This window comes from Enterobacter sp. DVT3837, from assembly GCF_056238685.1.
This window is the reverse complement of record NZ_JBWDLA010000002.1, coordinates 92,409-114,517: the sequence shown is the minus strand read 5'-3', so window position 1 is coordinate 114,517 and position 22,109 is coordinate 92,409. Positions and strand designations below refer to the sequence as shown.

Genomic DNA, 22,109 nt, shown 5'->3' with positions numbered 1-22,109 from the left:
CGATAATCAACCATACTCTCTTTACCGATGCGTTTATTTATCATCGGCACTGATAAATTCACTTTCGATCAAGGAGTTCTTATGTCTGGTTGGTTCGAATTAAGCAAAAGCAGTGATGGTCAGTTCAGGTTTGTTCTTAAAGCAGGGAACGCAGAAACCATTCTTACCAGTGAGCTGTATACCACCAAAAGTGCCGCTGAGAACGGTATTGCCTCCGTGCGCTCAAACAGCCCGCTGGAGGAACGTTATGAGAAGAAAACAGCCTCTAACGGCAAATTTTATTTCAACCTCAAAGCGGGCAATCATCAGGTAATTGGCACCAGCCAGATGTACGCATCTGAGCAATCGCGGGATAAGGGCATTGCATCAGTGAAAACTAATGGTCCGAGCCAGACCGTAAAAGACAACACCTGACACAGTTTATACTCGCCGGGTTAGTGGCGTAACGCCCCGGCGCTTTACCTCCCCGTCCCGCAGCGCTACAATGCCCGCCCTTAAAGTGGGGGATCTCCCCTTACCGCTGCACCGGGTGCACGCGGATCTGACCTGTCATCAGAACGAGAACAAACATGTTTAAACCGGAACTCCTTTCCCCGGCGGGAACGCTGCAAAATATGCGTTACGCTTTCGCTTATGGTGCCGATGCTGTCTACGCGGGCCAGCCTCGCTACTCGCTGCGCGTGCGCAACAACGAATTCAACCACGAGAACCTCCAGCTTGGCATCAACGAAGCGCATGCTCTGGGTAAAAAATTCTACGTGGTGGTGAACATCGCGCCGCACAACGCCAAGCTGAAAACGTTCATCCGTGACCTGAAGCCGGTGGTGGATATGGGGCCGGACGCGCTGATCATGTCGGACCCGGGTTTAATCATGCTGGTTCGGGAAAACTTCCCGGAGATGGATATTCACCTCTCCGTACAGGCTAACGCCGTTAACTGGGCGACGGTAAAGTTCTGGAAACAGATGGGGCTGACCCGCGTCATTCTGTCTCGCGAGCTTTCGCTGGAAGAGATCGAAGAGATCCGCACCCAGGTGCCGGATATGGAAATCGAAATCTTCGTTCACGGCGCGCTGTGCATGGCCTACTCCGGCCGCTGCCTGCTCTCCGGTTATATCAACAAGCGCGACCCGAACCAGGGCACCTGCACCAACGCCTGCCGCTGGGAGTATAACGTCCAGGAAGGTAAAGAAGATGACATCGGCAACATCGTTCATAAGCATGAGCCGATTCCGGTGACCAACGTTGAGCCTACGCTGGGCATCGGCGCGCCAACCGACAGCGTATTTATGATTGAAGAAGCCAAACGTCCGGGCGAGTACATGACCGCTTTTGAAGACGAGCACGGCACTTACATCATGAACTCGAAAGATCTGCGCGCCATCGCCCACGTCGAGCGTCTGACCCAGATGGGTGTGCACTCACTGAAAATTGAGGGCCGCACCAAATCCTATTACTACTGCGCGCGTACCGCCCAGGTCTATCGCAAGGCGATCGACGATGCGGCAGCCGGTAAACCGTTCGATACCAGCCTGCTGGAAACCCTGGAAGGTCTGGCGCACCGCGGGTATACCGAAGGCTTCCTGCGCCGTCACACCCACGACGACTACCAGAACTACGAGCACGGCTACTCCGTTTCCGAGCGTCAGCAGTTTGTCGGTGACTTCACCGGCGAGCGCAAAGGCGCGCTGGCGGCTGTGGCGGTGAAAAACAAGTTCACCAAAGGCGACAGCCTGGAGCTGATGACCCCGCAAGGCAACATGAACTTCACGCTGGAACACCTGGAAAACGGTAAAGGTGAAGCGATTGAAGTTGCACCGGGTGACGGTCATACCGTCTGGCTGCCGGTTCCGGAAGAAGTGGAGCTGAAGTTCGCACTGCTGATGCGTAATTTCGATGGCGAAAGCACCCGAAACCCACACAGCAAATAGTTAATCAGGGGAATTTTTTCACGCTGGGATAATTCTTAGAATCGGATCACATACCGCTTCGTTCAATACGGGTATTATCCTCAGCGCTGAAAAACATAACCCATAAATGCTAGCTGTACCAGGAACCACCTCCTTAGCCTGCGTAATCTCCCTTACGCGGGCTTATTTTTTTGTAAAATTCAGTCCACTTATTAAGATTTAAACTGCAAAGACCCACCGTATGAAGAGTGTAGAGTCGGGGCTGCGTCTGCGGGAACACCTTTTGTGAAAATCAGGGGGATATGACATACATCGCACTTTTTGTTGGATCTGGCAGAAAGGCATGCTATTCGGAGAATTCCTAACCCCCAACCATGACATGCCCTTTACTCTTGATTTCTTAGCACTATACGATTTCACATGGATGGAGAGACAACATGGCATTTCCTGGTCAGATTTCAAAGGATATTCCGGATTACGAACTCGCACGCAGTCTTGGTCTTGCCTCCGGTGGCGATATAAATTTCACCGCCCTTGCCAGTCAGTTGGACTGCAGCCGAAACTTTAGTCAGGTTGGGATCATCTATTCAGACGGTGCGCGCCAGTGGCTGGTAAGACCCTCAAGACGGATTGCAACACCAAACGAAAGCTCGGTAAGTCATGTAGTCATAACTAAAGTGAATGCCTCTTCGAATAATCCCATCCAGGCTACGACGACTACGATTCAGTCACCTTCATTAGCGACCGAGATCGGTTCTACGGCGATTTCTTGCGGAGCCGCAATTCTTACTGTCGTCCTCGCCGCAGGTGCAGGTATGGCCATTCCTCTCACCGCAGGCTCCTCCGGCGCTGTTGCCGCTGTGATTGTCGCCGGTGGTGTGGCAACAGGAATTCAGTGTGCAAACGGGCTTGGCCGATTGTCACTTATTGCCATGAATCATAATGACTATATAGCGTGGATGGATTCCCAGGAGTGGTATACCGCAACCAATACCGCTCTCGATGCAATTTCACTTGCCGGGGCAGCCGCGGGTCTAAAAAGCGCTGTATTAACCTACCGTCTTCTCAATCGCTCGACATCTGAAAGTTTACTCTCTTTGCTGCAAAAAATGAGCCGAGCGGACCGCTCGAGGTTGACAGAAGAGATCATTCGTATCCGAAATCCAGGCATCTCGAATTCAGGTGTAAAAGCAGCGATGAAAGCTGGGGTTTACCCTAAACGTTATCCATCGGAAGCGTTGCAGTTGCTCTTACAGCGTGAACTGTTGAATGCCATTTCAAACTCCTCGGCATTTGTTGGAAGTGCTGTCTCGGGTACAATCAGGAATCCGCAGAATATTACACAATCTGGTAAATACGTTTTTGGTTTGATTCAGTCTTTTTCATTTACAGGAAGTTATTGACCCGGACATGATAAATTACATCAAGAAGAGCCTTGCATTAAGTACTGTAATAACAGGTGAAATGGCGACTGACGATCGCCAACGGCTTGAATCATTGAAAGATCGCTTAAAAGGTCAGTTCGGTGTTCCTGTGGGTGTACATATGACAGGCATTCCATTAGCAATAAGTACCTTACTCACTATTTTTTGCTACGCTATGCTACAAGTTTCTGTCTGGATGTGGCTATTTCGTCTGCTCGGCTTACCTGAATTCAAAGTAATGATGGGAGTATTCCTGGCAGCAGTAGCGTATTGCATGATAGTGATGACCACAATGTTCCTGGCTGCCCGGGGTTCCTTGACAGGATATAAACTGCATATTTCCGTTATCACGCTGACTGGCTTGATGAACATCGTTTATTTTATCTGGACGTGGAATTCGCTTTTATTCGGCTCTGTTGAGAATTACACACCACAAATAACTTCTTTTTTAGGGCTGGTATTTTTCTGCCTGAATATCGCGTGGATGAATACATCGGTCTTTTACCGTTCAATCGCTCTAACGCTACATAATCGGGTTTGGCGTAAGCAGTTGAAAATTGAGGCAAAGCAAATGGCAGGCCTCAAAGGTTGACGGTAAGAGTCTATTGAGCGAAAGCCGTACAAAGAGTCAACAACACGGGGGACATCTTTCGTTGTAAAGGAGCCCCTTTTTACACAGGCTTATTTTTTCCCTTTCATCCTGTTCTTACGCGCTTTTTTCCTCCCTGCTATACACTCTTACTAACGCTAAAAAAGGGAGCAGCGCGGATGGCAACCTATCCAGACAGTTTATTGATTCTCAATGGCAAAAGTGCAGGCAACGATCTGTTGCGTCAGGCAATTCAGGTTTTGCGTGAAGACGGTGCGCGTATCCACGTGCGAGTGACATGGGAAAAAGGCGACGCGGCACGTTATATCAATGAAGCGCTCGGCCTGGGTGTCAAAACCATTATTTCCGGCGGCGGTGATGGCACCATCAATGAGATCGCGTCTGCCCTGATTGATTTAAACCAGGCCAACCGCCCGGTGATGGGGATTTTGCCGCTCGGTACCGCCAATGATTTTGCTACCAGCGTCGGGATCCCGGAAGATTTAGAGAAAGCACTCCAGCTGGCAATCCTTGGCAAGGCCACCGCCGTGGATATTGCCCAGGTGAATGACAAAACCTGCTTTATCAATATGGCGACCGGCGGATTTGGTACGCGCATTACCAGCGAAACGCCGGAAAAACTGAAGGCGGCGCTGGGTGGTGTTTCATACCTGATCCATGGACTGATGCGAATGGACACCCTAAAGCCAGACCGCTGTGAAATTCGCGGTGAAGATTTTCAGTGGCAAGGTGACGCGCTGGTGATTGGTATCGGTAATGGCCGTCAGGCAGGCGGTGGGCAGCAGCTTTGCCCGGAAGCGCTGATTAATGACGGTCAGCTGCAGTTGCGTATTTTCACAGGTGATGGACTGCTGCCCGCACTGTTTACCACATTGACCCGCCCGGAAGAGAGCCCGAATATTATTGACGGGGAATCAGCATGGTTTGAAGTGGATGCTCCGCACGGGATGACGTTTAATCTGGACGGAGAGCCATTGAGCGGGAAGCATTTCCGCATAGAAGTTTTGCCCGGCGCGCTACAATGCAGATTGCCGCCGGATTGTGCGCTTTTGCGCTGATGTTTTACACAGTGCACGATGATGCCCTCACCCCAACCCTCTCCCACCGGGAGAGGGAGATGGAGGCGTCAGGCAATCGTTACTTTACTGTCCAGATACACATCCTGAACGGCATTGATCAGCTTCACGCCATCGGCCATTGATTTCTTAAACGCCTTACGGCCCAGTATCAGCCCCATGCCGCCCGCGCGTTTGTTAATCACCGCCGTACGTACCGCGTCGGACAGGTCGGTATCACCGCCCGCCGCACCACCGGAGTTGATAAGCCCCGCACGTCCCATATAGCAGTTCGCCAGCTGGTAGCGCACCAGGTCGATAGGGTTATCGCTGGTCAGCTTGCTATAGACACGGTCATCGGTGTAACCAAAGTTTACCGCTTTGTACCCGCCGTTATTCTCAGCCATTTTCTGCTTCACGATATCTGCGCCGATGGTCGCCGCCAGGTGGTTCGCCTGGCCGGTCAGGTCAGCGGACACGTGATAGTCCACGCCGTCTTTTTTGAACGCCGAGTTACGCAGGTACGCCCACAGCACCGTCACCAACCCCAGCTCGTGCGCGCGCTCAAATGCCGCAGAGATCTCTTCAATCTGACGGCGCGACTGCTCGGAACCGAAGTAGATGGTCGCCCCGACGGCTACCGCGCCCATATTGAACGCCTGCTCTACGCTGGCGTAGAGGGTCTGGTCATATTCTGTCGGGTAGCTGAGGGTTTCGTTGTGGTTCAGCTTCACCAGGAATGGAATACGGTGGGCATAGCGACGTGAAACGGATGCCAGCACGCCATAGGTCGACGCCACACAGTTACAGCCCGCTTCAATCGCCAGCTCAACAATGTTCTTTGGATCGAAATAGAGCGGGTTAGCCGCAAAAGATGCACCGGCCGAATGTTCAACCCCCTGATCTACCGGCAGGATAGAGAGATACCCGGTGCCGCCGAGTCTGCCGGTGTTGTAGAGCGTCTGCATATTTCTCAGGACCGCAGGCGGACGGTTGTTATCAACCATTACGCGGTCAACATAGTCGTGACCAGGCAGATAGAGCTGGTCGGCTGGAATGGTCATACAACGATGCTGTAAAAGGCTGTCGGCGTCTTTGCCAAGCAACTGTGCAATATCAGTCATGTGATACTCCCGTAAGTCCGACGTCATGTCGGTGAATGTAATCCATTCCCACATATTTGCGGGCAGACTAAGCCTGGTACCGACTTAACAGATTTTCCAGCTTTTGCATTTTTTTCAGCGCAATCTGCTGGCTCGTTTCGTGTACAACAAAACTGTTACACCGATCAAACATTCGCCACAAAGGTATTTAAAAGGTATTATTGAATGGTATGTTAAAGGCGTACCCTCTCTGACATGCAGGATTAAAAAATGAAAACGAAAGTCCAACTGTCGTTCATGATGTTTGTTGAATGGTTTATCTGGGGCGCGTGGTTTGTGCCGCTGTGGCTGTGGTTGAGCAAGAGCGGTTTTACCGCCGGAGAAATTGGCTGGTCTTACGCCTGTACAGCGATTGCCGCCATTCTCTCACCTATTCTGGTCGGCTCGCTGACGGACCGCTTCTTTGCCGCGCAGAAAGTGCTGGCGGTGCTGATGTTTGCCGGTGCCATTCTGATGTACTTCGCCGCACAGCAAACCCAGTTCAGCACCTTCTTCCCACTGCTGCTGGTTTACTCTCTGACCTATATGCCCACTATCGCGTTGACTAACAGTATTGCCTTCGCCAACGTGGACGACGTCGAGGCCGATTTCCCACGTATCCGCGTGATGGGGACGATTGGCTGGATTGCCTCCGGTCTGGCGTGCGGTTTCCTGCCGCAGATGCTGGGCTTTAGCGATATTTCCGATACCAATATTCCGCTGTTGATGACCGCAGCCAGCTCCGCCCTGCTCGGCGTATTTGCTCTGTTCCTGCCGAACACGCCGCCGAAAAGTACCGGCAAGCTGGATTTCAAAGTGATGCTGGGGCTGGATGCGTTAATCCTGCTGCGCGATAAAAACTTCCTCGTGTTCTTCTTCTGCTCGTTCCTGTTCGCCATGCCGCTGGCCTTCTATTACATCTTCGCTAACGGCTATCTCACCGAAGTGGGGATGAAAAACGCCACCGGCTGGATGACGCTGGGCCAGTTCTCCGAAATATTCTTTATGCTGGCGCTGCCGTTCTTCACCAAACGCTTTGGTATTAAGAAGGTCTTACTGCTGGGCCTGATCACCGCCGCTATCCGCTATGGTTTCTTCGTTTACGGCGGTGCGGAACAGTACTTCACTTACGCCCTGCTGTTCCTCGGCATTCTGCTGCACGGCGTGAGCTACGACTTCTATTATGTGACCGCCTATATCTATGTGGATAAAAAAGCGCCGGTGCATATGCGCACCGCCGCACAAGGTCTGATTACGCTGTGCTGCCAGGGCTTTGGTAGCCTGCTGGGTTACCGTCTGGGCGGCGTGATGATGGAAAAAATGTTCGCATACAAAGAGCCGGTGAACGGGCTGACCTTCAACTGGGCCGGAATGTGGGCATTCGGAGGGATCATGATTGCCGTGATCGCCGTGCTGTTTATGCTGTTTTTCCGCGAATCGGATAAAGAGATCACCGCAATTGAGGTGGTTGATGGCGATGCCGCGCTGACACAAGGGGAAGTGAAATGAAACAAGAACGTGTTCTCGGTGCCCTTTACGGGCAGGCGTTAGGGGATGCAATGGGGATGCCGTCGGAGCTGTGGCCGAGAAAGCGTGTCAAAGCGCACTTTGGCTGGATCGACCGCTTTTTACCCGGCCCGGCAGAGAATAATGCGGCCTGCTATTTCAAACAGGCCGAGTTCACCGATGACACCTCCATGGCACTATGTCTGGCGGATGCGATTATCGAATGCGATGGGGAGATTAGCGCAGACGTTATCGGCAAACATATTCTGCACTGGGCGCTCGATTTCGACGCGTTTAATAAAAACGTGCTCGGCCCGACCTCCAAAATCGCGCTTAACGCGATTCGCGACGGGAAACCGGTTAGCGAACTGGAAAACAACGGCGTGACTAACGGGGCGGCGATGCGCGCCTCCCCGCTGGGCTGCCTGCTCCCGGCCACGCGTCTGGAACACTTTGTTGAACAGGTGGCGCTGGCTTCCAGTCCGACCCATAAATCGGATCTCGCGATTGCCGGCGCGGTGGTGATTGCCTGGGCGGTTTCTCGCGCCATCGACGGCGAACGCTGGCAGAACATCGTCGATGCCCTGCCGGGTATCGCCCGCTATGCGCAGGAGGTGAAAACCACCACCTTCAGCGCGTCGCTGGCAGCACGTATTGAGCTGGCGCTTAAAACCGTGCGTGAAGCCAACGGCACAGAATCGGCCAGCGAGCAGGTGTATCAGCTCGTCGGGGCTGGAACCAGCACCATCGAGTCCGTTCCGGCGGCCATTGCAATGGTTGAACTGGCAGGAACCGACCCGAACCGCTGTGCCATTTTATGTGCCAACCTGGGCGGTGATACGGACACCATTGGCGCGATGGCGACGGCCATATGCGGCGCACTCCACGGGGTGCAGGCTATTGATCCGCAGCTGAAAGAGGAACTCGACGCTGTGAACCAGCTTGATTTTGGTCACTATTGCGAGAAACTTCTGCGCTACCGGGAGCAAAGGGAGGGCGTATGAATTCTTTTGCCCAACGCCTTAAAACACTGCACGCGACACGACCGGTGACGGTGCTGGGCGCAGCGGTCATTGACGTTATTGCCGATGCCTACGCCCTGCCCTGGCGCGGATGTGATATCGAGCTTAAACAGCAGGGCGTCAATATCGGCGGCTGTGCGCTGAACATTGCCATCGCCCTTAAACGGCTCGGCATTACGGCGCAAAACGCCCTGCCCGTCGGCCATGGCGTTTGGGCGGATATTATCCGTAACGCCATGGCGAAGCAGGATTTGCACAGCGCCGTAGAGGCCGAAACCGGCGATAACGGCTGGTGTCTGGCGCTGGTAGAGCCGGATGGTGAACGCACTTTTATGTCGTTTAGCGGTGTGGAGAACCAGTGGCAACAGCGCTGGCTGGAAGCACTTCACGTGCCGCCAGCGAGTCTGGTATATCTCTCCGGCTATCAACTGGCATCGCCGTGCGGCGAGCTCCTGACGTCCTGGCTGGAAGGGTTACAGGCGATCGCCGCCTTTATTGATTTTGGCCCACGCATCGCCGATATTCCTGACGCACTAATGGCGCGAATTATGGCCTGTAAACCGATCGTCTCGCTTAATCGCCAGGAGGCGCAGATTGCTGCTGAACGATTTGATATGGCGCCTGCACGCTTAGGGGCACAGTGGCAGCAGCGTTTTGGCTCGGCGCTAATTATTCGCCACGACAAAGACGGTGCGACCTGGCATGACGGTGACGCCTCAGGTTCTGTTCCGGCGTTTCCCGCCACCGTGGTCGATACAATCGGGGCAGGTGACAGTCATGCTGGCGGAACGCTTGCCGGGCTGGCTGCGGGGTGGAGTCTTGCAGACTCTGTCCTGCTGGGTAATGCGGTAGCCGCCTGGGTTGTCAGCCACCGTGGCGGTGATTGCGCCCCTACTCTCGAGGAATTACTCCTCGCACACAAAGACGTATAGGTCGCTGCGACAGTAGCTGATGCTGTACTCAATCGGCCGGTGCTGCTGGTCAAGTGCAACCTGCTTGATCACCAGCACCGGAATTTTGTCATCCATCTTTATATGCGCCTGAAATTCGCTGTCCGGCATACGGGCGCTCACCCGTGAACGGGTACGCTGCGGGAAGATGTTCTGGCTGCGAAAATAGTCGTACAGCGAGATACCAATGGCATCCGGATCGTGAATCAGCCCCACCGGAACCCACGACTCCTCAATCGACACCGCATCATCGTCGACATAGCGAATACGCTTAAGGAGAAAGACCTCGCTCTCCGGCTCCACCGACAGCTGGCTGGCGACCTCTTCCGGACACTTCACCACGCGTTTATTCACCCAAAGCGTATTGGGCTTTTTACCGCGTAGTACCACCTGCTGAGAGAAACCGCGCGCTTCTTTAAGCGAATATTCAAAGATGTTGTTAATTTGCGTCCCGTAACCCCGGGCACGCGTCACCACCCCTTCGGACTCCAGAGCCTGCATCGCTTTGCGCACTGTAATGCGCGACACACCGGTTAACTGACTCAGATCGCGCTCGCCGGGCAGAATATTGCCGTGCTCCAGCACCCCGCTGCGCACCGCATTTTTTACCGTTTCGGCAAATTTCAGATACAGCGGCGTATTGTCGGGCGCGGCGATCCGTTCATTTAGTTGATCGATTAACCGGGTATGCGCTTGTTCCATCTCTGTTTTTCTCAGGCGTGGTGTATCCTGCCAGTATACGGCTTACCACCAGGCATGAAAATGGTGTACCGGCCCATTACCGTGACCCACCTCCAGAGTATCAGCTTTTGCCAGCGCGGCTGAGAGCCAGGTTTTCGCTTCGCTCACCGTATCGGCCCAGTTATCATGCCGTGGGCGTAATGCCGCCAGCGCGGCAGAGAGCGTACAGCCAGTGCCGTGGGTGTTTTTAGTGTGTACGCGTGGCGCCGTGAACCGCCGCTCGCCGTCTCGGGTGAAGAGCCAGTCCGGGCTTTCGGCATCGTCAAGATGACCACCTTTCATCATCACGGCCCCGCAGCCCATCGCCAGCAGCGCATTCCCCTGCTCTTTCATTTCCCGTTCATTTCGCGCATGTGTTGCCCCCAACAGTGCCGCAGCCTCCGGCAGATTGGGCGTGATGAGAGCCACCTGTGGCAGTAGCTTTTTACGCAGTGTTTCAACAGCGGAGGCGGAGAGCAATGGATCGCCGCTTTTTGCCAGCATCACGGTATCCAGCACCACGTTTTGTACCTGATAACGTTTAAGTCGCTCAGCCACCGCTTCAACAATATCTGTCTCTGCCAGCATACCGATCTTGGTGGTATCAATTCGCACGTCGCTGAATACGGAATCCAGCTGCGCGGCAACAAAATCCGGTTCAATACGGTAAACCGACTGCACGCCGAGCGTGTTTTGCGCCACCAGCGCGGTAATGACCGAGCATCCGTACGCGCCAAGAGCCGAGAAGGTTTTCAGGTCGGCCTGGATACCCGCGCCGCCGCTGGGATCGGTGCCGGCAATGGTCAGAGCGTTAATGCGTTTCATGCCAGTTCCTCCAGGGTGTAGAGCGCATCCAGGAACGCGCTGGCAAAACTGCCCGGGCCACGAGACTGCGCAATGGCTGCCGTTCCGGCTCGTTTCATAAACCCGCACGCGGCGGAGACGTTATCCAGCCTGTCGCCCGGCAGTGAGCAACTCGCCGCCACAACGGCAGAGAGTGCGCACCCGGTTCCCACGACGCGCGTCATTAGCGGATCGCCGCCGGTAACCGTTCGGGTTCGTTGTCCATCAGTGATGTAATCCACCTCGCCGGTGACCACCACAATGGCATTGGTCTGGCGAGCCAGCGCCTGTGCAGCAGGTAACGCGCTGGCTGTGGTGTCAGTCGTATCGACGCCGCGACCACCGGCGCTCATCCCGGCAAGGGCAAGGATTTCAGAAGCATTGCCGCGAATGGCGGCGGGTTTCAGGGCGAGGATTTGATGACAAAAACGGGTGCGAAACGTCAGAGCGCCCACGGCAACCGGGTCCAGCGTCCAGGGTTTACCCGCAGCTACCGCACTCTCAATCGCCCGACGCATCGCCTGCGCTCGCGGTGAGGTCAGCGTGCCAACGTTTATCAGCAATGCATCGGCGATCGCGGCAAACTGCTCAGCTTCTTCGGCCTCAATCACCATCGCCGGAGAGGCGCCAAGCGCCAGCAGAACGTTGGCAGTAAAGGTCTGTACGACGTCGTTAGTCATACAATGCGTAAGCGGGGAACGGGTTCGGAACTGATGTAAAACGTGTAAATCGAGCAGGTCAGGCTGCATGGGTTCGCTCCTGCCTTGCGTGAAGAAGCGATGACCGGGAAGGCATCTGACTTCCCTACGCTGGCATTATCCAGATCAGGTAATACGGGTATTTCTCAGCCTTCACAAAGAAGGGCACCCCGAGTCATGTAGATTACATTTCTTTATTAATTACCAGCTTAGGGGATGTAGCCTGGCGATGCAAGCTTGCACTTACGTTTATCCTTTTTCACGCTGTACCTCACCTTGTACCCCAATTTGTCTCTCACATGAAATCAATAAAATTCTTATTGTTAGTATCTCGCATAACCGTTCCTTTCCCCCTTTCCCTCTATCGTTACTATCGCTTTGCACTCAGTCACTCGTTGGTGTACCTGCCTTTAATATCTTTTTTGTAATCCTATCAATCTAATTTTCTAATTAAGAGAAATAAAAACATCATTTTTTACAACAATTCAATCACTGATTTATAGCAATCAAAACCATGTTTTATTCTCGATTAAAAATATTTTTCTCCACGCCAAAGCCCCCTTCATTCAAAAGTTTCTATTAATTCGAAAAGAAGGAACTTTCACAAATATATTAATTAACTTTACTGAATGAGCTTGATTTATACGTTTTACGGGCTTTGTTGAATAAATCAGATTTCGGGTAAGTCTCCCCCGTAGCGGGTTGTGTTTTCAGGCAATACGCACGCTTTCAGGTATACCTGCTTTCGTCATTTTGTTCAGCGCTCGTACCAGGGCCATAGCCTCCGCAACCTGACCATCGTAGTCACGCAGCGTCAGTGAACCCCCGAACAGCTGTTTTACCCGGTACATCGCCGTTTCCGCTATCGAGCGACGGTTGTAATCTGTTGTCCATTTCCACCGCGCATTACTCCCGGTCATTCGCTGATTAGCCACTGCACGGTTACGGTCTGCATATTCACCGGGCCAGTAACCCGCACCTTTTCGGGGAGGGATAAGCGCGCTGATTTTCTTACGCCGCAGTTCATCGTGACATAGCCGGGTATCGTAAGCGCCATCGGCGGCGGCTGACCTGATTTTCCGGTGGGTTTGCCGGATTAACCCGGGGAAGGCCTCTGAGTCCGTAACGTTGTTCAGCGACAGGTCAGCGCAGATGATTTCATGTGTTTTACTGTCAACGGCGAGATGCAGCTTACGCCAGATACGGCGGCGTTCCTGGCCATGCTTTTTGACTTTCCACTCGCCTTCACCGAAGACCTTCAGCCCGGTGGAATCAATTACCAGGTGTGCGATTTCACCCCGGGTGGGCGTTTTGAAACTGACATTAACCGACTTTGCCCGCCTGCTGACACAGCTGTAATCCGGGCAGCGTAGCGGAACGTTCATCAGAGAAAAAATGGAATCAATAAAGCCCTGCGCAGCCCGCAGGGTCAGCCTGAATACGCGTTTAATGACCAGCACAGTAGTGATGGCAAGGTCAGAATAGCGCTGAGGTCTGCCTCGTGAAGAAGGTGTTGCTGACTCATACCAGGCCTGAATAGCTTCATCATCCAGCCAGAAAGTTATGGAGCCACGGTTGATGAGGGCTTTATTGTAGGTGGGCCAGTTGGTGATTTTGAACTTTTGCTTTGCCACGGAACGGTCTGCATTGTCGGGAAGATACGTGATCTGATCCTTCAACTCAGCAAAAGTTCGATTTATTCAACAAAGCCCGTTTTACGGACAAAATACATAAATATAATTAATGTATTTATGAAAGCCTGGCATGCATTGGATTTAACGAGGAGATTTATATCTACATGTATTTATTGGTTTTATTTAAAATCACTCGCGTAAGGGCATTTTAGCTTTCAGTGCTTTTAGTGATCCAGGTCAATATCCAAATTTATGTATTACAAGATAGTTACTACACGTTACGAAATAAGTGATTAAACAAAAATCGCCGTAAGTCGCATGAAATCATCTTGATATAACAGGGTGTTATATCTTCCCGCCAGGATAGCGAAATAACCTAATTTACTTTTGTGATAAGAGCTTTTAAATGAAAACTACCGTTAAGACTACTGCTAAAACTACTCTGGCTGTTATCGTGTTTGGTTCTATGTTCGCTGCTGTAGTACCAGCTAAAGCCGCTGCTTTCCCTGTTACTTCCGACACTGACGGGATCACTATCATCGGTCAACAAGGCGCGGGTTATGACCTTGATAAAATTGCTACAATGACTGTTGATCATGATTCAGCTATTACCACTCTTCAAAATGGTAAGGCTGATAAAATGGAAGTTGCTAATATGCAAGGTGAGATTAACACCATCAATAGCAACGCTAACCAGGAAACAGCAAACCGTGTTACTGCTGATCAGCAATTGCAAGGCGAGATCACGCAAAACAAAGATGCACAAGATCAGGTTAATCATGCTTTCCTGAATCAGAACATTCAGCAAGATGGGCGTTTATCTGCTCTTGAAAATGCGCCTAAGCCTAAAGACGGCGTAGACGGTGCAAAAGGTGATAAGGGCGACACTGGCGCTACTGGTGCTAATGGTAAAGACGGGAAAGATGGGGCTAACGGTGTAACAACCACCATCACACAAGTAGACACAGCTACACAAGCTAAAGTAGCGGCTAACACTGCTGCTATCTCTTCAACGTCTAACCAGGCTGCTGGCGTAGCTCAAGATCTGCAAGACGCTAAGAAAGTGTTTAGCCAGCAACAAGCCAACACCAACGCACAATTCAAATCATTGCGCGATGAAGTAGACGGTAACAAGAAAGAAGCCCGTTCTGGTGCTGCGAGTGCAATTGCGATTGCTTCCATGCCTCAAGTTGAAGCAGGTCAAAACGTAATGTTCTCTGCTGGCGTAGGTAGCTTTAAAGACGAGCAAGCCGTAAGCGTAGGCGCTTCTTTCCACGCGGGAGCCGCGACGGTTAAAACGGGTGTATCAACTAGCACAAATAATGATTTCGCTCTCGGAGCCGGAGTAGGTTTCGGGTTTTGATTAATGACCTGCCAGCCCTCAAAATGGGGGCTATATAATGAGAAAGAGATGGTAGTACGGATGATATGGTGCAAAGCACTACTACAAAACTTCCTAACGGTAACTATCAAACTAATGTTTATGAGGGTGATAGATCTTATAGCTCAACGTGCTACACCACTCCAGGTGGTAGCTTGATTTGCAACTAAAAAGAAGAGATTAGCTAACCATAGTAAAGCAACAAAATCACACCATGAATTTTAGCTGACTGGCTCTGTCTGATTATACTGATGATAGCGATTATGGCAAAATATGTTTTTCTTTCTGTTGTGTTGTATCTTATTTTGGTTGTAGTAGGTATCTGGATTGGGTTTATGTGGAATAATTTTAGCTGTATATTCTGAGGTGCTTAGTAGGTTTCTACTTTAATCACACAAGACAGGAATGAACAATATTGAAAACATATATTTATTTGTTGGCTATGGTTAGCGTTATTACTGTATGTACTTCTGGTAACTGACCAAAATCCACTACTTATAGTAACTCATCGCCTTCTTCGGGATGTGCTGCATTAGGGATAATGAAAGCATCTAACAATAAAGAAGATTTCAATAAAACCGGGGGTGTCGTTAAGCGAAGAATTAAAGAGGGTAATTTTAATCTAAAAGCAACTGAATGTGAAGAGATAGCTTTAAACACTATAAGTGCATTTAAATTAATATCGATTGATAGCGTTCTAATCTAAGGTTATGGTAATGAAGAAATTAGTAAATTTAGTATTAGTTGCAAGTATTGCGACTTTCTTATCTGCTTGCTCTTCTCCTGCTCAACGAATGGCTGAATGTGAAGCGAAAGGGATAAGTCGTGATACCTGTTACACCGTAGAGCACAATAGACAAGATTCGATTAATAATGCTGCTCAAAATGCCGCATATGCTAATGCGCGTGATGCGGCTGCAGGTACTGGTATTTGGGCAAAGAACAGCGGCAAGCACCATAATAATGATTAATTAATACGGGTATCTATCATGAAAAGAGTTTTAATATTTTTTTTGCTTTCTTTTGCTGCTTTTAACGCCGCCGCTATCAGTGAGCACCATCGAAAAGAACTTGCTAACTCTGGCTGTACGCAAGTAGATGAGGCCACAGGAAAATGTAACGCTACAGCTTCAACGAAACAAAAAGTTTCTACTCAAGCCAATGAAGCAGATCATGTGATGAACATGTCTATCTCTACTGCTTCTGAGTACCTACTCTCTAAGGGATGGAAACCCAATAACGGAAAATGGCATAAAACAGGTTATACACTTACGTTAATGGTTGAAGATGATAAAGTAGTAAATTCACAGATTTCTAAATAATTGAGGTAATGCTCATAAAAGTAAGCGACATATTATTTACTTCCATAAATAATTCACATCCTGTAAACCTTTAGTACACCGCTAAAGCTGCTCTTACTTACATCCGAGCATACGAAGGCTGGCGCAACGTTATCGGCAGGTCAATGCAATCCCGGATTTAAGTAGCCCCATTAATATGGGGCTTTATTTTAAATTAAGCTGACCGGCTACCCGTATCCCCCGGTCAAGCTTTACTCCAGCTGCCACGCCCCGCCATGTATAAGCGACGCTCCCCCCGTCCAGGCAAACAATGCCAGCTCACGGCATTCTGCATCAGGATATATGCGGCTGCTGAGGCACGCCTCGCCCTCGTTAACAAACACTTCTACGGAAGAGCAGTCAAAGAACAGGCGCAGACTGAGTGCGTCATTCAGGTTAAGCGCGACGCTTCGGGTACCGCACAGGCCATACTGTGGATAGTCTCGCTCCAGTACCAGGCGCTGCATCTGCGCATCAACATAAACACGTAACCCGCTTCCAAGACGAATGCCGTATTGTTCCGCGCTGCTATTAGCACAATCCCACTGCAGAATGACCTCCATCGCCTCGCAGTGTTCCACCAGCGTCATCTGCTGATTATTAAGCGTACTTATCGGCCAGGGGAACCACGCCCCGCGCAGGGTTTCAACTTCTTTGGCCGGCCGCATTTGCAGACGGTTATCCGCACTCAGCGTCAGCTCGCGCGGTAAAGAGAGCATGCCAGCCCAACCATCCTCCTGTTCCGGCAGCGGGGACTCCCACATATCCAGCCAGCCAATGACGATGCGGCGGCCATCAGGTGTCAGGAAACTTTGTGGTGCATAGAAATCATGCCCGCGATCCATCTCCACAAACTCACCTTCACGCACAAAGGGCTGACCGGGCTGCCACTCGCCTATCAGATAGCCGCTCTGGAAAAGATTACGATTTTTGTAGCCTTCAGCCACCAGCCCCTGAGGCGAAAACATCAGCACGCGCTTGCCATTGAGAGTGAAAAAGTCCGGGCATTCCCACATATAGCCCATCTCTTGTTCCGCCACCGCGAGTACGCCCAAATCCAGCCACTCGCGCAGATCAGCAGATCGATAAACGCGCACCTGACCCGTCTCGCCATCTCGCGCACCGACAACCATGTACCAGCTATCCCCTTCACGCCACACTTTCGGATCGCGGAAGTGATGCAGGCCTGGTGGCGTATCAACTACCATTCCCTGTCGCTCAAAATGGACACCATCACGGCTGGTTGCAAGACACTGCACCTGATAGAGATTAGCCTCGTCGGGATCGCCGTGGAATTTGTGTCCGGTGTAAATCAGCGCCAGCGTATCGCCATCCACAACCGCCGATCCGGAAAAACAGCCATCCTTGTCTTCGGGCCCTTCCGGCGCCAGTGCAACCGGGAGATGTTCCCAGTGAACTAAATCCTTGCTGCGCGCATGACCCCAGTGCATCGGACCCCATTGGGTCGAGTATGGATGATGTTGATAAAAAGCGTGATACCAGCCGTCAAACCAGACCAGGCCATTCGGGTCGTTCATCCAGCCAGCGCGCGCAGCGAGGTGGTAACGCGGATACCAGCGCTGGTTAAGCCCTTCACGTCTGGACTGCAGTTCCTGTTCTGCTTTCGTGATTGAATACGTCATTTCTTTACTCTTTCGATCAGATGGTTGAAGGTTGCGGCATGAGCGGGTCAGAAGAGGACTTACCCGAGCGCAACAGGAAGATGGAGATAAACGTGGTGCTGAATACCAGTAGCCCCATGATGAGATAGGACTGGGCAAAGCCGTACTTCTCATAGCTGTAGCCTGCCAGCGGCGACAAGACCGAGGCAATCACCGAGCTTGTACAGGCAAAGCCCACCAGATAGAGGGTGGAAGAGAGCCGCTTATCAAAATGCAAACTGTTGTATTTAAAGATTGAGACCAACAAAACGGGCAGCTCAACAGCGTGTAATAGCTTGGTAATGGAGATCAATACCGGCCCCTCAACCAGACCCGATGCCACCATACGCATCGCCATCACCATTCCCGCGAAAATCAGACCATTCTTCGCGCCAAGGCGATTCACCAGCCACGGGGCACAAAACATACCCGCCGCCTCAAGGAACACCTGGAAGGAGTTGAGATAGCCGTACATGGCGTTCCCTTCCTGCAACGTCGGGAACTGGGAGGAGAAATAGACCGGGAACTGCTGGTCGTAAACGCCATAAATACAGGTGCCGATAACGAAAAACACCAGCGCCCAGAAGCGCGGCAGCGTCAGCAGCCGCAAGGCGTCTTCCAGCGTGACCTTACCGCCGGACACCGCCTCCTGCATGGCGTGCGGGGCGGAAGAGACCCTGAGACGAGCCAGCAACACAAAAAACACCAGCCCGGCGCAGCTCGCCACCGCGAAGTTCAGCTTCGGGTTAATGTTAAACAGGAGCCCCGCAAAAAAAGTTGCCGCCGCCCAGCCAAGCGATCCCCACATCCTCGCCTTGCCGAACTCAAACTGGCTCTGGCGGGCCACGCGCTCGGTATAGGACTCCAGTACCCCTATTCCGCCGTTAAACGTCAGGCCGATATAAATCCCGCCGAAAATGCTGCCGAGTAAAACGTTAACCTGCAGCAGATAACCAAATAGCAAAAAAGCCGGACCAGAAAGAATGAGCAGACAAGTCAGAAACCAGAGCAGGTTTTTACGCAGACCGAGTTTGTCCTGAATGAATCCATAGCAGATTTGAGCAAAAAGTGCGGAGACGGAAAGCACGGCATAGATAACGCCGGTATCCCCCGCTTTTAAGCCCACTTCCTGATGAAGCCAGATGGAGAGCAACGAGCCTGAAGATGACCAGGTGACAAAAAAGAAAAACAGTAATGCGCTCAGTAAAGGGTAGCTGTGAGAGTGATGCGTTTTCATCATGACATTCTCATGTTGGAGTAATGACTCAATGGTAACGTTAACATCATTTCTTTCTCATGCTGTTTGGCTAAGATTTAAGATGTTAATCACGAAAGTTAACGTTAACATTAAAAGAATGAGATCGCGATCAAATATTCATCACTGAGGTAAGCATGACCAGGCCTGGGCATCAGCCTTCCTTTTACATCAGCGACTTAGTTGTATACCCTCTCACACAGAGCACTAACGGAGTAAGAAAATGGCTTCCCTGAAGGACGTCGCAAAGCTGGCTAACGTATCGCTGATGACGGTTTCCCGGGCGCTTAACAGCCCGGAGCGCCTTAAACCGGAAACGCTGGCGCGCGTTCAGTTGGCTATCGAGCAGACCAGCTACGTGCCTGACCTGTCCGCCAAGAAAATACGCGGTGCGCATGCCTCGCCTAAAACCATAGGCGTACTAGCACTCGATACGGTGACGACACCTTTCTCGGTAGAGATTACGCTGTCCATTGAAGAGACGGCCCGGATGCACGGCTGGAACAGCTTCGTGATGAATATGTTTACCGATGACAACCCGGATGCCATTGTCGACCTTCTCCTCTCTCATCGGCCTGACGGAATTATCTATACCACAATGGGGTTACGTCAGGTTCCTCTCCCGGCCAAACTCCTCACCCTTCCCTGCGTGCTGGCTAACTGCGAAAGTATCAATGAAAAAGTTGCCAGCTACATCCCTGATGATGAACAGGGACAGTACACTGCCGTGCATGCGTTACTCGCCGAGGGTTATCGACAGCCCCTGTGCCTGCATTTACCCGTGGACCATCTGGCCACAACCCGACGCCGTCAGGGGCTGGAACGTGCATGCCATGAAGCTGGGCTCGACCCGAACAGTCTGGAACATAGCTATATGGCGTTCGGGGACGAGCACTATCGTGACATTCCGTCAGTTTTGCTGGCGCACATTCAGAACGGCATTCCCCGATTCGACTCCGTTATCTGCGGCAACGATCGTATCGCATTGATGGTGTACCAGACGCTACTGGCTCAAGGGCTTCGCATCCCACAAGATATTGCGGTTATCGGTTATGACAATATGGTGGGCATTGGAGAACTCTTTCTCCCCCCTCTTTCAACGGTTCAACTGCCACATTATGAAATTGGACGTCTGAGTGCCCTGCATATTATTAACGGTGAAAACCATCGGGAAACAACGCGTGTTGAAAGTCCATTTTTAATGCGCGATTCCGTTGCGCATCTATAGAGACCAGGGATTTTTGCATTTCATGGTGGCAAGGAGGTCGTATACCTTCTTTTATGTCAGCGAATGGCACGATTTGTCACACTCTTTTTTCTGCTTTTACACTCCAGGCCGACTGCACATAACCGGCTGTTTTACTTTGTAATAAAGCGCAATTTTCTTTCAGAAAAGAGGGATATTCCCTCCCCTGTGCCCCATGTCACAAAACAGTAAACAAATTAACCATTGAGCCCCGTGGCAAAAGGCTCTATATTGGCGGCGTTTTTTTCAGGCCCCCATCTGTTTTTTAACTTTTTATTCAATCGTGGCTCATAACGAAGCGGCGGTTGTAGGAGTGATATGATGACGGATAAAGTCCGTATTGACACCGTAGATGCCCACAAAAGCAACGAAACCTATCTGGCCCGTCAGGCCGAGTTTGAATCTAACGTCAGGAGTTATCCGCGCAAACTGCCTTTAGCCATCACTAAAGCAGAAGGCGTGTGGATCACCGATGCAGATAATAAAGAATACCTTGACTGTTTAGCAGGCGCAGGGACCCTTGCGCTTGGCCATAACCATCCTGATGTGCTGAAAAGCATCCAAAATGTCATTACCAGCGGCTTGCCGTTACATACCCTGGATCTGACTACGCCTCTGAAAGACGCGTTTTCAGAATACCTGCTCTCTCTGCTGCCAGGTCAGGGCAAAGAGTACTGCCTGCAGTTCACCGGTCCATCCGGTGCTGACGCCGTGGAAGCGGCGCTGAAACTGGCGAAAAAAGTCACCGGCCGTAGCGGTATCATCAGCTTCTCTGGTGGTTACCACGGTATGACCCACGGCGCACTGTCCGTGACCGGCAACCTGTCTCCGAAAGAAGCGGTTGACGGTATGATGCCAGAAGTACAGTTCATGCCTTACCCGCACGAATACCGTTGCCCGCTGGGTATCGGTGGTGAAGCGGGCGTGAAAGCGCTGACCTACTACTTCGAAAACCTGATTAACGACGTGGAAAGTGGCGTGCGCAAACCTGCAGCCGTCATACTGGAAGCCGTTCAGGGTGAAGGCGGCGTGAACCCGGCTCCAGTTGAGTGGCTGCAGCGTATCCGCAAAGTGACTCAGGAACACGGCATTCTGCTGATCCTCGACGAAGTGCAGGCTGGCTTTGCGCGTACCGGTAAATTCTTCGCCTTCGAACACGCTGGCATCGAGCCAGACATCATCGTGATGTCTAAAGCTGTAGGTGGCGGTCTGCCACTGGCTGTGCTCGGTATCAAAAAGCAGTTCGATGCATGGGCTCCAGGTCACCACACCGGTACCTTCCGCGGCAACCAGCTGGCGATGGCAACCGGTCTGACTACGCTGAAAATCCTGAAAGATCAGAACATCGCAGGCAAAGTGGCCGCACAGGGCGAATGGCTGAAAGGCCAGCTGAAAGAGATGGCGAAGCGCTATCCGGTAATCGGCCACGTTCGCGGTCTGGGCATGATGATCGGTATCGAGATCGTTAAGCCAAACGAAGCTGCTGACCACATGGGTTGCTTCCCGGGTGATGGCGAGCTGTCTGCCCTGATTCAGAAGAAGTGCTTCGAAGCCGGTCTGATTCTGGAGCGTGGTGGTCGCAACGGTATCGTTCTGCGTCTGCTGCCTTCCCTGCTGATCAGCGATGAAGAGCTGAAAATCTTCCTGGATAAATTCGAGCAGGCACTGCTTGCTGCGGGCGTTCGCCCGGCGTAACCGGAGTAGTTGAACAC

20 protein-coding genes and 1 riboswitch are annotated in these 22,109 nt (G+C 51.7%); of the genes, 13 read left to right on the top strand and 7 right to left on the bottom strand.

What is annotated here, in order from left to right:
- The first annotated feature begins 81 nt into the window (after nt 1-81).
- The 5 genes from AC0XWG_RS15445 (at nt 82) to yegS (ending at nt 5,002) form a co-directional block, all read left to right on the top strand.
- Nucleotides 82-414, top strand: coding sequence for a YegP family protein (locus AC0XWG_RS15445; RefSeq protein ID WP_028016353.1), 333 nt, complete (start codon nt 82-84; stop codon nt 412-414).
- A 155-nt stretch (nt 415-569) separates the two neighbouring features.
- Nucleotides 570-1,931, top strand: coding sequence for a prephenate-dependent tRNA uridine(34) hydroxylase TrhP (trhP, locus tag AC0XWG_RS15440; RefSeq protein WP_049008242.1), 1,362 nt, complete (start codon nt 570-572; stop codon nt 1,929-1,931).
- Between the two features lie 416 nt (nt 1,932-2,347).
- On the top strand, nt 2,348-3,313 hold the full coding sequence (locus AC0XWG_RS15435) for a hypothetical protein (protein ID WP_028016351.1): 966 nt from the start codon (nt 2,348-2,350) through the stop codon (nt 3,311-3,313).
- A 7-nt stretch (nt 3,314-3,320) separates the two neighbouring features.
- Entirely contained in the window at nt 3,321-3,926 is a 606-nt protein-coding gene (locus tag AC0XWG_RS15430; protein ID WP_028016350.1) for a hypothetical protein, read from the top strand.
- Nucleotides 3,927-4,102: 176 nt separating this feature from the next.
- Nucleotides 4,103-5,002: a lipid kinase YegS gene (yegS, locus tag AC0XWG_RS15425; protein ID WP_134707753.1), complete on the top strand. Its 900-nt coding sequence runs from the start codon at nt 4,103-4,105 to the stop codon at nt 5,000-5,002.
- A 68-nt stretch (nt 5,003-5,070) separates the two neighbouring features.
- Here yegS and fbaB read toward each other — a convergent pair whose 3' ends face one another.
- Complete coding sequence (gene fbaB / locus AC0XWG_RS15420; protein WP_028016348.1) at nt 5,071-6,123, bottom strand: class I fructose-bisphosphate aldolase; 1,053 nt, start codon at nt 6,121-6,123, stop codon at nt 5,071-5,073.
- 249 nt (nt 6,124-6,372) lie between these two features.
- On the opposite strand from fbaB, the gene AC0XWG_RS15415 reads away from it, so the two are divergent.
- From AC0XWG_RS15415 to AC0XWG_RS15405, 3 genes are read left to right on the top strand one after another with little or no spacing between them, the layout of a single operon-like run.
- Nucleotides 6,373-7,650 (top strand): nucleoside permease, encoded by a 1,278-nt coding sequence (locus AC0XWG_RS15415; RefSeq protein ID WP_028016347.1) that lies wholly within the window; start codon nt 6,373-6,375, stop codon nt 7,648-7,650.
- The gene (locus tag AC0XWG_RS15410; RefSeq protein ID WP_049008237.1) at nt 7,647-8,651 is read left to right on the top strand and encodes an ADP-ribosylglycohydrolase family protein; all 1,005 of its coding nucleotides are present in this window, start codon (nt 7,647-7,649) and stop codon (nt 8,649-8,651) included. Before AC0XWG_RS15415 ends, AC0XWG_RS15410 begins: the two co-directional genes overlap by 4 nt.
- The gene (locus AC0XWG_RS15405; protein WP_049008235.1) at nt 8,648-9,601 is read left to right on the top strand and encodes a PfkB family carbohydrate kinase; all 954 of its coding nucleotides are present in this window, start codon (nt 8,648-8,650) and stop codon (nt 9,599-9,601) included. Before AC0XWG_RS15410 ends, AC0XWG_RS15405 begins: the two co-directional genes overlap by 4 nt.
- Here the strand turns inward: AC0XWG_RS15405 and AC0XWG_RS15400 are convergent.
- The 4 genes from AC0XWG_RS15400 to AC0XWG_RS15385 form a co-directional block, all read right to left on the bottom strand.
- Nucleotides 9,575-10,321: a GntR family transcriptional regulator gene (locus AC0XWG_RS15400; protein ID WP_028016344.1), complete on the bottom strand. Its 747-nt coding sequence runs from the start codon at nt 10,319-10,321 to the stop codon at nt 9,575-9,577. The genes AC0XWG_RS15405 and AC0XWG_RS15400 overlap by 27 nt on opposite strands.
- A gap of 42 nt (nt 10,322-10,363) precedes the next feature.
- Nucleotides 10,364-11,164: a bifunctional hydroxymethylpyrimidine kinase/phosphomethylpyrimidine kinase gene (gene thiD, locus AC0XWG_RS15395; RefSeq protein WP_475680794.1), complete on the bottom strand. Its 801-nt coding sequence runs from the start codon at nt 11,162-11,164 to the stop codon at nt 10,364-10,366.
- Nucleotides 11,161-11,931, bottom strand: a complete 771-nt coding sequence (gene thiM, locus AC0XWG_RS15390; protein WP_128347471.1) for a hydroxyethylthiazole kinase — start codon at nt 11,929-11,931, stop codon at nt 11,161-11,163. The genes thiD and thiM overlap by 4 nt, the downstream gene beginning before the upstream one ends.
- 35 nt (nt 11,932-11,966) lie before the next feature.
- Nucleotides 11,967-12,063, bottom strand: a riboswitch (TPP riboswitch).
- Nucleotides 12,064-12,590: 527 nt separating this feature from the next.
- Nucleotides 12,591-13,559 (bottom strand): IS5-like element IS903B family transposase, encoded by a 969-nt coding sequence (locus tag AC0XWG_RS15385; RefSeq protein ID WP_013087110.1) that lies wholly within the window; start codon nt 13,557-13,559, stop codon nt 12,591-12,593.
- Nucleotides 13,560-13,920: 361 nt separating this feature from the next.
- On the opposite strand from AC0XWG_RS15385, the gene AC0XWG_RS15380 reads away from it, so the two are divergent.
- The 3 genes from AC0XWG_RS15380 to AC0XWG_RS15370 all read left to right on the top strand — a co-directional run bounded on the left by AC0XWG_RS15380 (nt 13,921) and on the right by AC0XWG_RS15370 (nt 16,217).
- Entirely contained in the window at nt 13,921-14,877 is a 957-nt protein-coding gene (locus tag AC0XWG_RS15380) for a YadA C-terminal domain-containing protein (RefSeq protein ID WP_128347460.1), read from the top strand.
- A 734-nt stretch (nt 14,878-15,611) separates the two neighbouring features.
- Entirely contained in the window at nt 15,612-15,866 is a 255-nt protein-coding gene (locus AC0XWG_RS15375; protein WP_128347459.1) for a hypothetical protein, read from the top strand.
- A gap of 18 nt (nt 15,867-15,884) precedes the next feature.
- On the top strand, nt 15,885-16,217 hold the full coding sequence (locus tag AC0XWG_RS15370; protein ID WP_128347458.1) for a hypothetical protein: 333 nt from the start codon (nt 15,885-15,887) through the stop codon (nt 16,215-16,217).
- Between the two features lie 230 nt (nt 16,218-16,447).
- Here AC0XWG_RS15370 and AC0XWG_RS15365 read toward each other — a convergent pair whose 3' ends face one another.
- Together AC0XWG_RS15365 and AC0XWG_RS15360 are read right to left on the bottom strand one after the other, a co-directional pair.
- On the bottom strand, nt 16,448-17,878 hold the full coding sequence (locus AC0XWG_RS15365; RefSeq protein ID WP_128347457.1) for a glycoside hydrolase family 32 protein: 1,431 nt from the start codon (nt 17,876-17,878) through the stop codon (nt 16,448-16,450).
- Between the two features lie 16 nt (nt 17,879-17,894).
- Nucleotides 17,895-19,136 carry an MFS transporter gene (locus tag AC0XWG_RS15360; RefSeq protein ID WP_028016340.1) on the bottom strand — a complete coding sequence of 414 codons (1,242 nt, stop codon included), beginning with the start codon at nt 19,134-19,136 and terminating at the stop codon, nt 17,895-17,897.
- A 238-nt stretch (nt 19,137-19,374) separates the two neighbouring features.
- Here AC0XWG_RS15360 and AC0XWG_RS15355 point away from each other — a divergent pair, with 238 nt between their 5' ends.
- Nucleotides 19,375-20,379 (top strand): LacI family DNA-binding transcriptional regulator, encoded by a 1,005-nt coding sequence (locus AC0XWG_RS15355; protein ID WP_049008229.1) that lies wholly within the window; start codon nt 19,375-19,377, stop codon nt 20,377-20,379.
- 336 nt (nt 20,380-20,715) lie between these two features.
- On the top strand, nt 20,716-22,092 hold the full coding sequence (locus AC0XWG_RS15350) for a diaminobutyrate--2-oxoglutarate transaminase (protein ID WP_028016338.1): 1,377 nt from the start codon (nt 20,716-20,718) through the stop codon (nt 22,090-22,092).
- Nucleotides 22,093-22,109 lie beyond the last annotated feature (17 nt).

What these genes read in the sequence shown, in the direction of transcription:
- AC0XWG_RS15365 (WP_128347457.1), bottom strand. Translation starts at nt 17,878, where the DNA reads ATGACGTATTCAATCACGAAAGCAGAACAGGAACTGCAGTCCAGACGT.
- AC0XWG_RS15355 (WP_049008229.1), top strand. Translation starts at nt 19,375, where the DNA reads ATGGCTTCCCTGAAGGACGTCGCAAAGCTGGCTAACGTATCGCTGATG.
- AC0XWG_RS15350 (WP_028016338.1), top strand. Translation starts at nt 20,716, where the DNA reads ATGATGACGGATAAAGTCCGTATTGACACCGTAGATGCCCACAAAAGC.
- AC0XWG_RS15435 (WP_028016351.1), top strand. Translation starts at nt 2,348, where the DNA reads ATGGCATTTCCTGGTCAGATTTCAAAGGATATTCCGGATTACGAACTC.
- AC0XWG_RS15370 (WP_128347458.1), top strand. Translation starts at nt 15,885, where the DNA reads ATGAAAAGAGTTTTAATATTTTTTTTGCTTTCTTTTGCTGCTTTTAAC.
- fbaB (WP_028016348.1), bottom strand. Translation starts at nt 6,123, where the DNA reads ATGACTGATATTGCACAGTTGCTTGGCAAAGACGCCGACAGCCTTTTA.
- AC0XWG_RS15360 (WP_028016340.1), bottom strand. Translation starts at nt 19,136, where the DNA reads ATGATGAAAACGCATCACTCTCACAGCTACCCTTTACTGAGCGCATTA.
- AC0XWG_RS15380 (WP_128347460.1), top strand. Translation starts at nt 13,921, where the DNA reads ATGAAAACTACCGTTAAGACTACTGCTAAAACTACTCTGGCTGTTATC.
- AC0XWG_RS15400 (WP_028016344.1), bottom strand. Translation starts at nt 10,321, where the DNA reads ATGGAACAAGCGCATACCCGGTTAATCGATCAACTAAATGAACGGATC.
- AC0XWG_RS15405 (WP_049008235.1), top strand. Translation starts at nt 8,648, where the DNA reads ATGAATTCTTTTGCCCAACGCCTTAAAACACTGCACGCGACACGACCG.
- AC0XWG_RS15415 (WP_028016347.1), top strand. Translation starts at nt 6,373, where the DNA reads ATGAAAACGAAAGTCCAACTGTCGTTCATGATGTTTGTTGAATGGTTT.
- trhP (WP_049008242.1), top strand. Translation starts at nt 570, where the DNA reads ATGTTTAAACCGGAACTCCTTTCCCCGGCGGGAACGCTGCAAAATATG.
- thiD (WP_475680794.1), bottom strand. Translation starts at nt 11,164, where the DNA reads ATGAAACGCATTAACGCTCTGACCATTGCCGGCACCGATCCCAGCGGC.
- AC0XWG_RS15375 (WP_128347459.1), top strand. Translation starts at nt 15,612, where the DNA reads ATGAAGAAATTAGTAAATTTAGTATTAGTTGCAAGTATTGCGACTTTC.
- yegS (WP_134707753.1), top strand. Translation starts at nt 4,103, where the DNA reads ATGGCAACCTATCCAGACAGTTTATTGATTCTCAATGGCAAAAGTGCA.
- AC0XWG_RS15430 (WP_028016350.1), top strand. Translation starts at nt 3,321, where the DNA reads ATGATAAATTACATCAAGAAGAGCCTTGCATTAAGTACTGTAATAACA.
- AC0XWG_RS15445 (WP_028016353.1), top strand. Translation starts at nt 82, where the DNA reads ATGTCTGGTTGGTTCGAATTAAGCAAAAGCAGTGATGGTCAGTTCAGG.
- thiM (WP_128347471.1), bottom strand. Translation starts at nt 11,931, where the DNA reads ATGCAGCCTGACCTGCTCGATTTACACGTTTTACATCAGTTCCGAACC.
- AC0XWG_RS15410 (WP_049008237.1), top strand. Translation starts at nt 7,647, where the DNA reads ATGAAACAAGAACGTGTTCTCGGTGCCCTTTACGGGCAGGCGTTAGGG.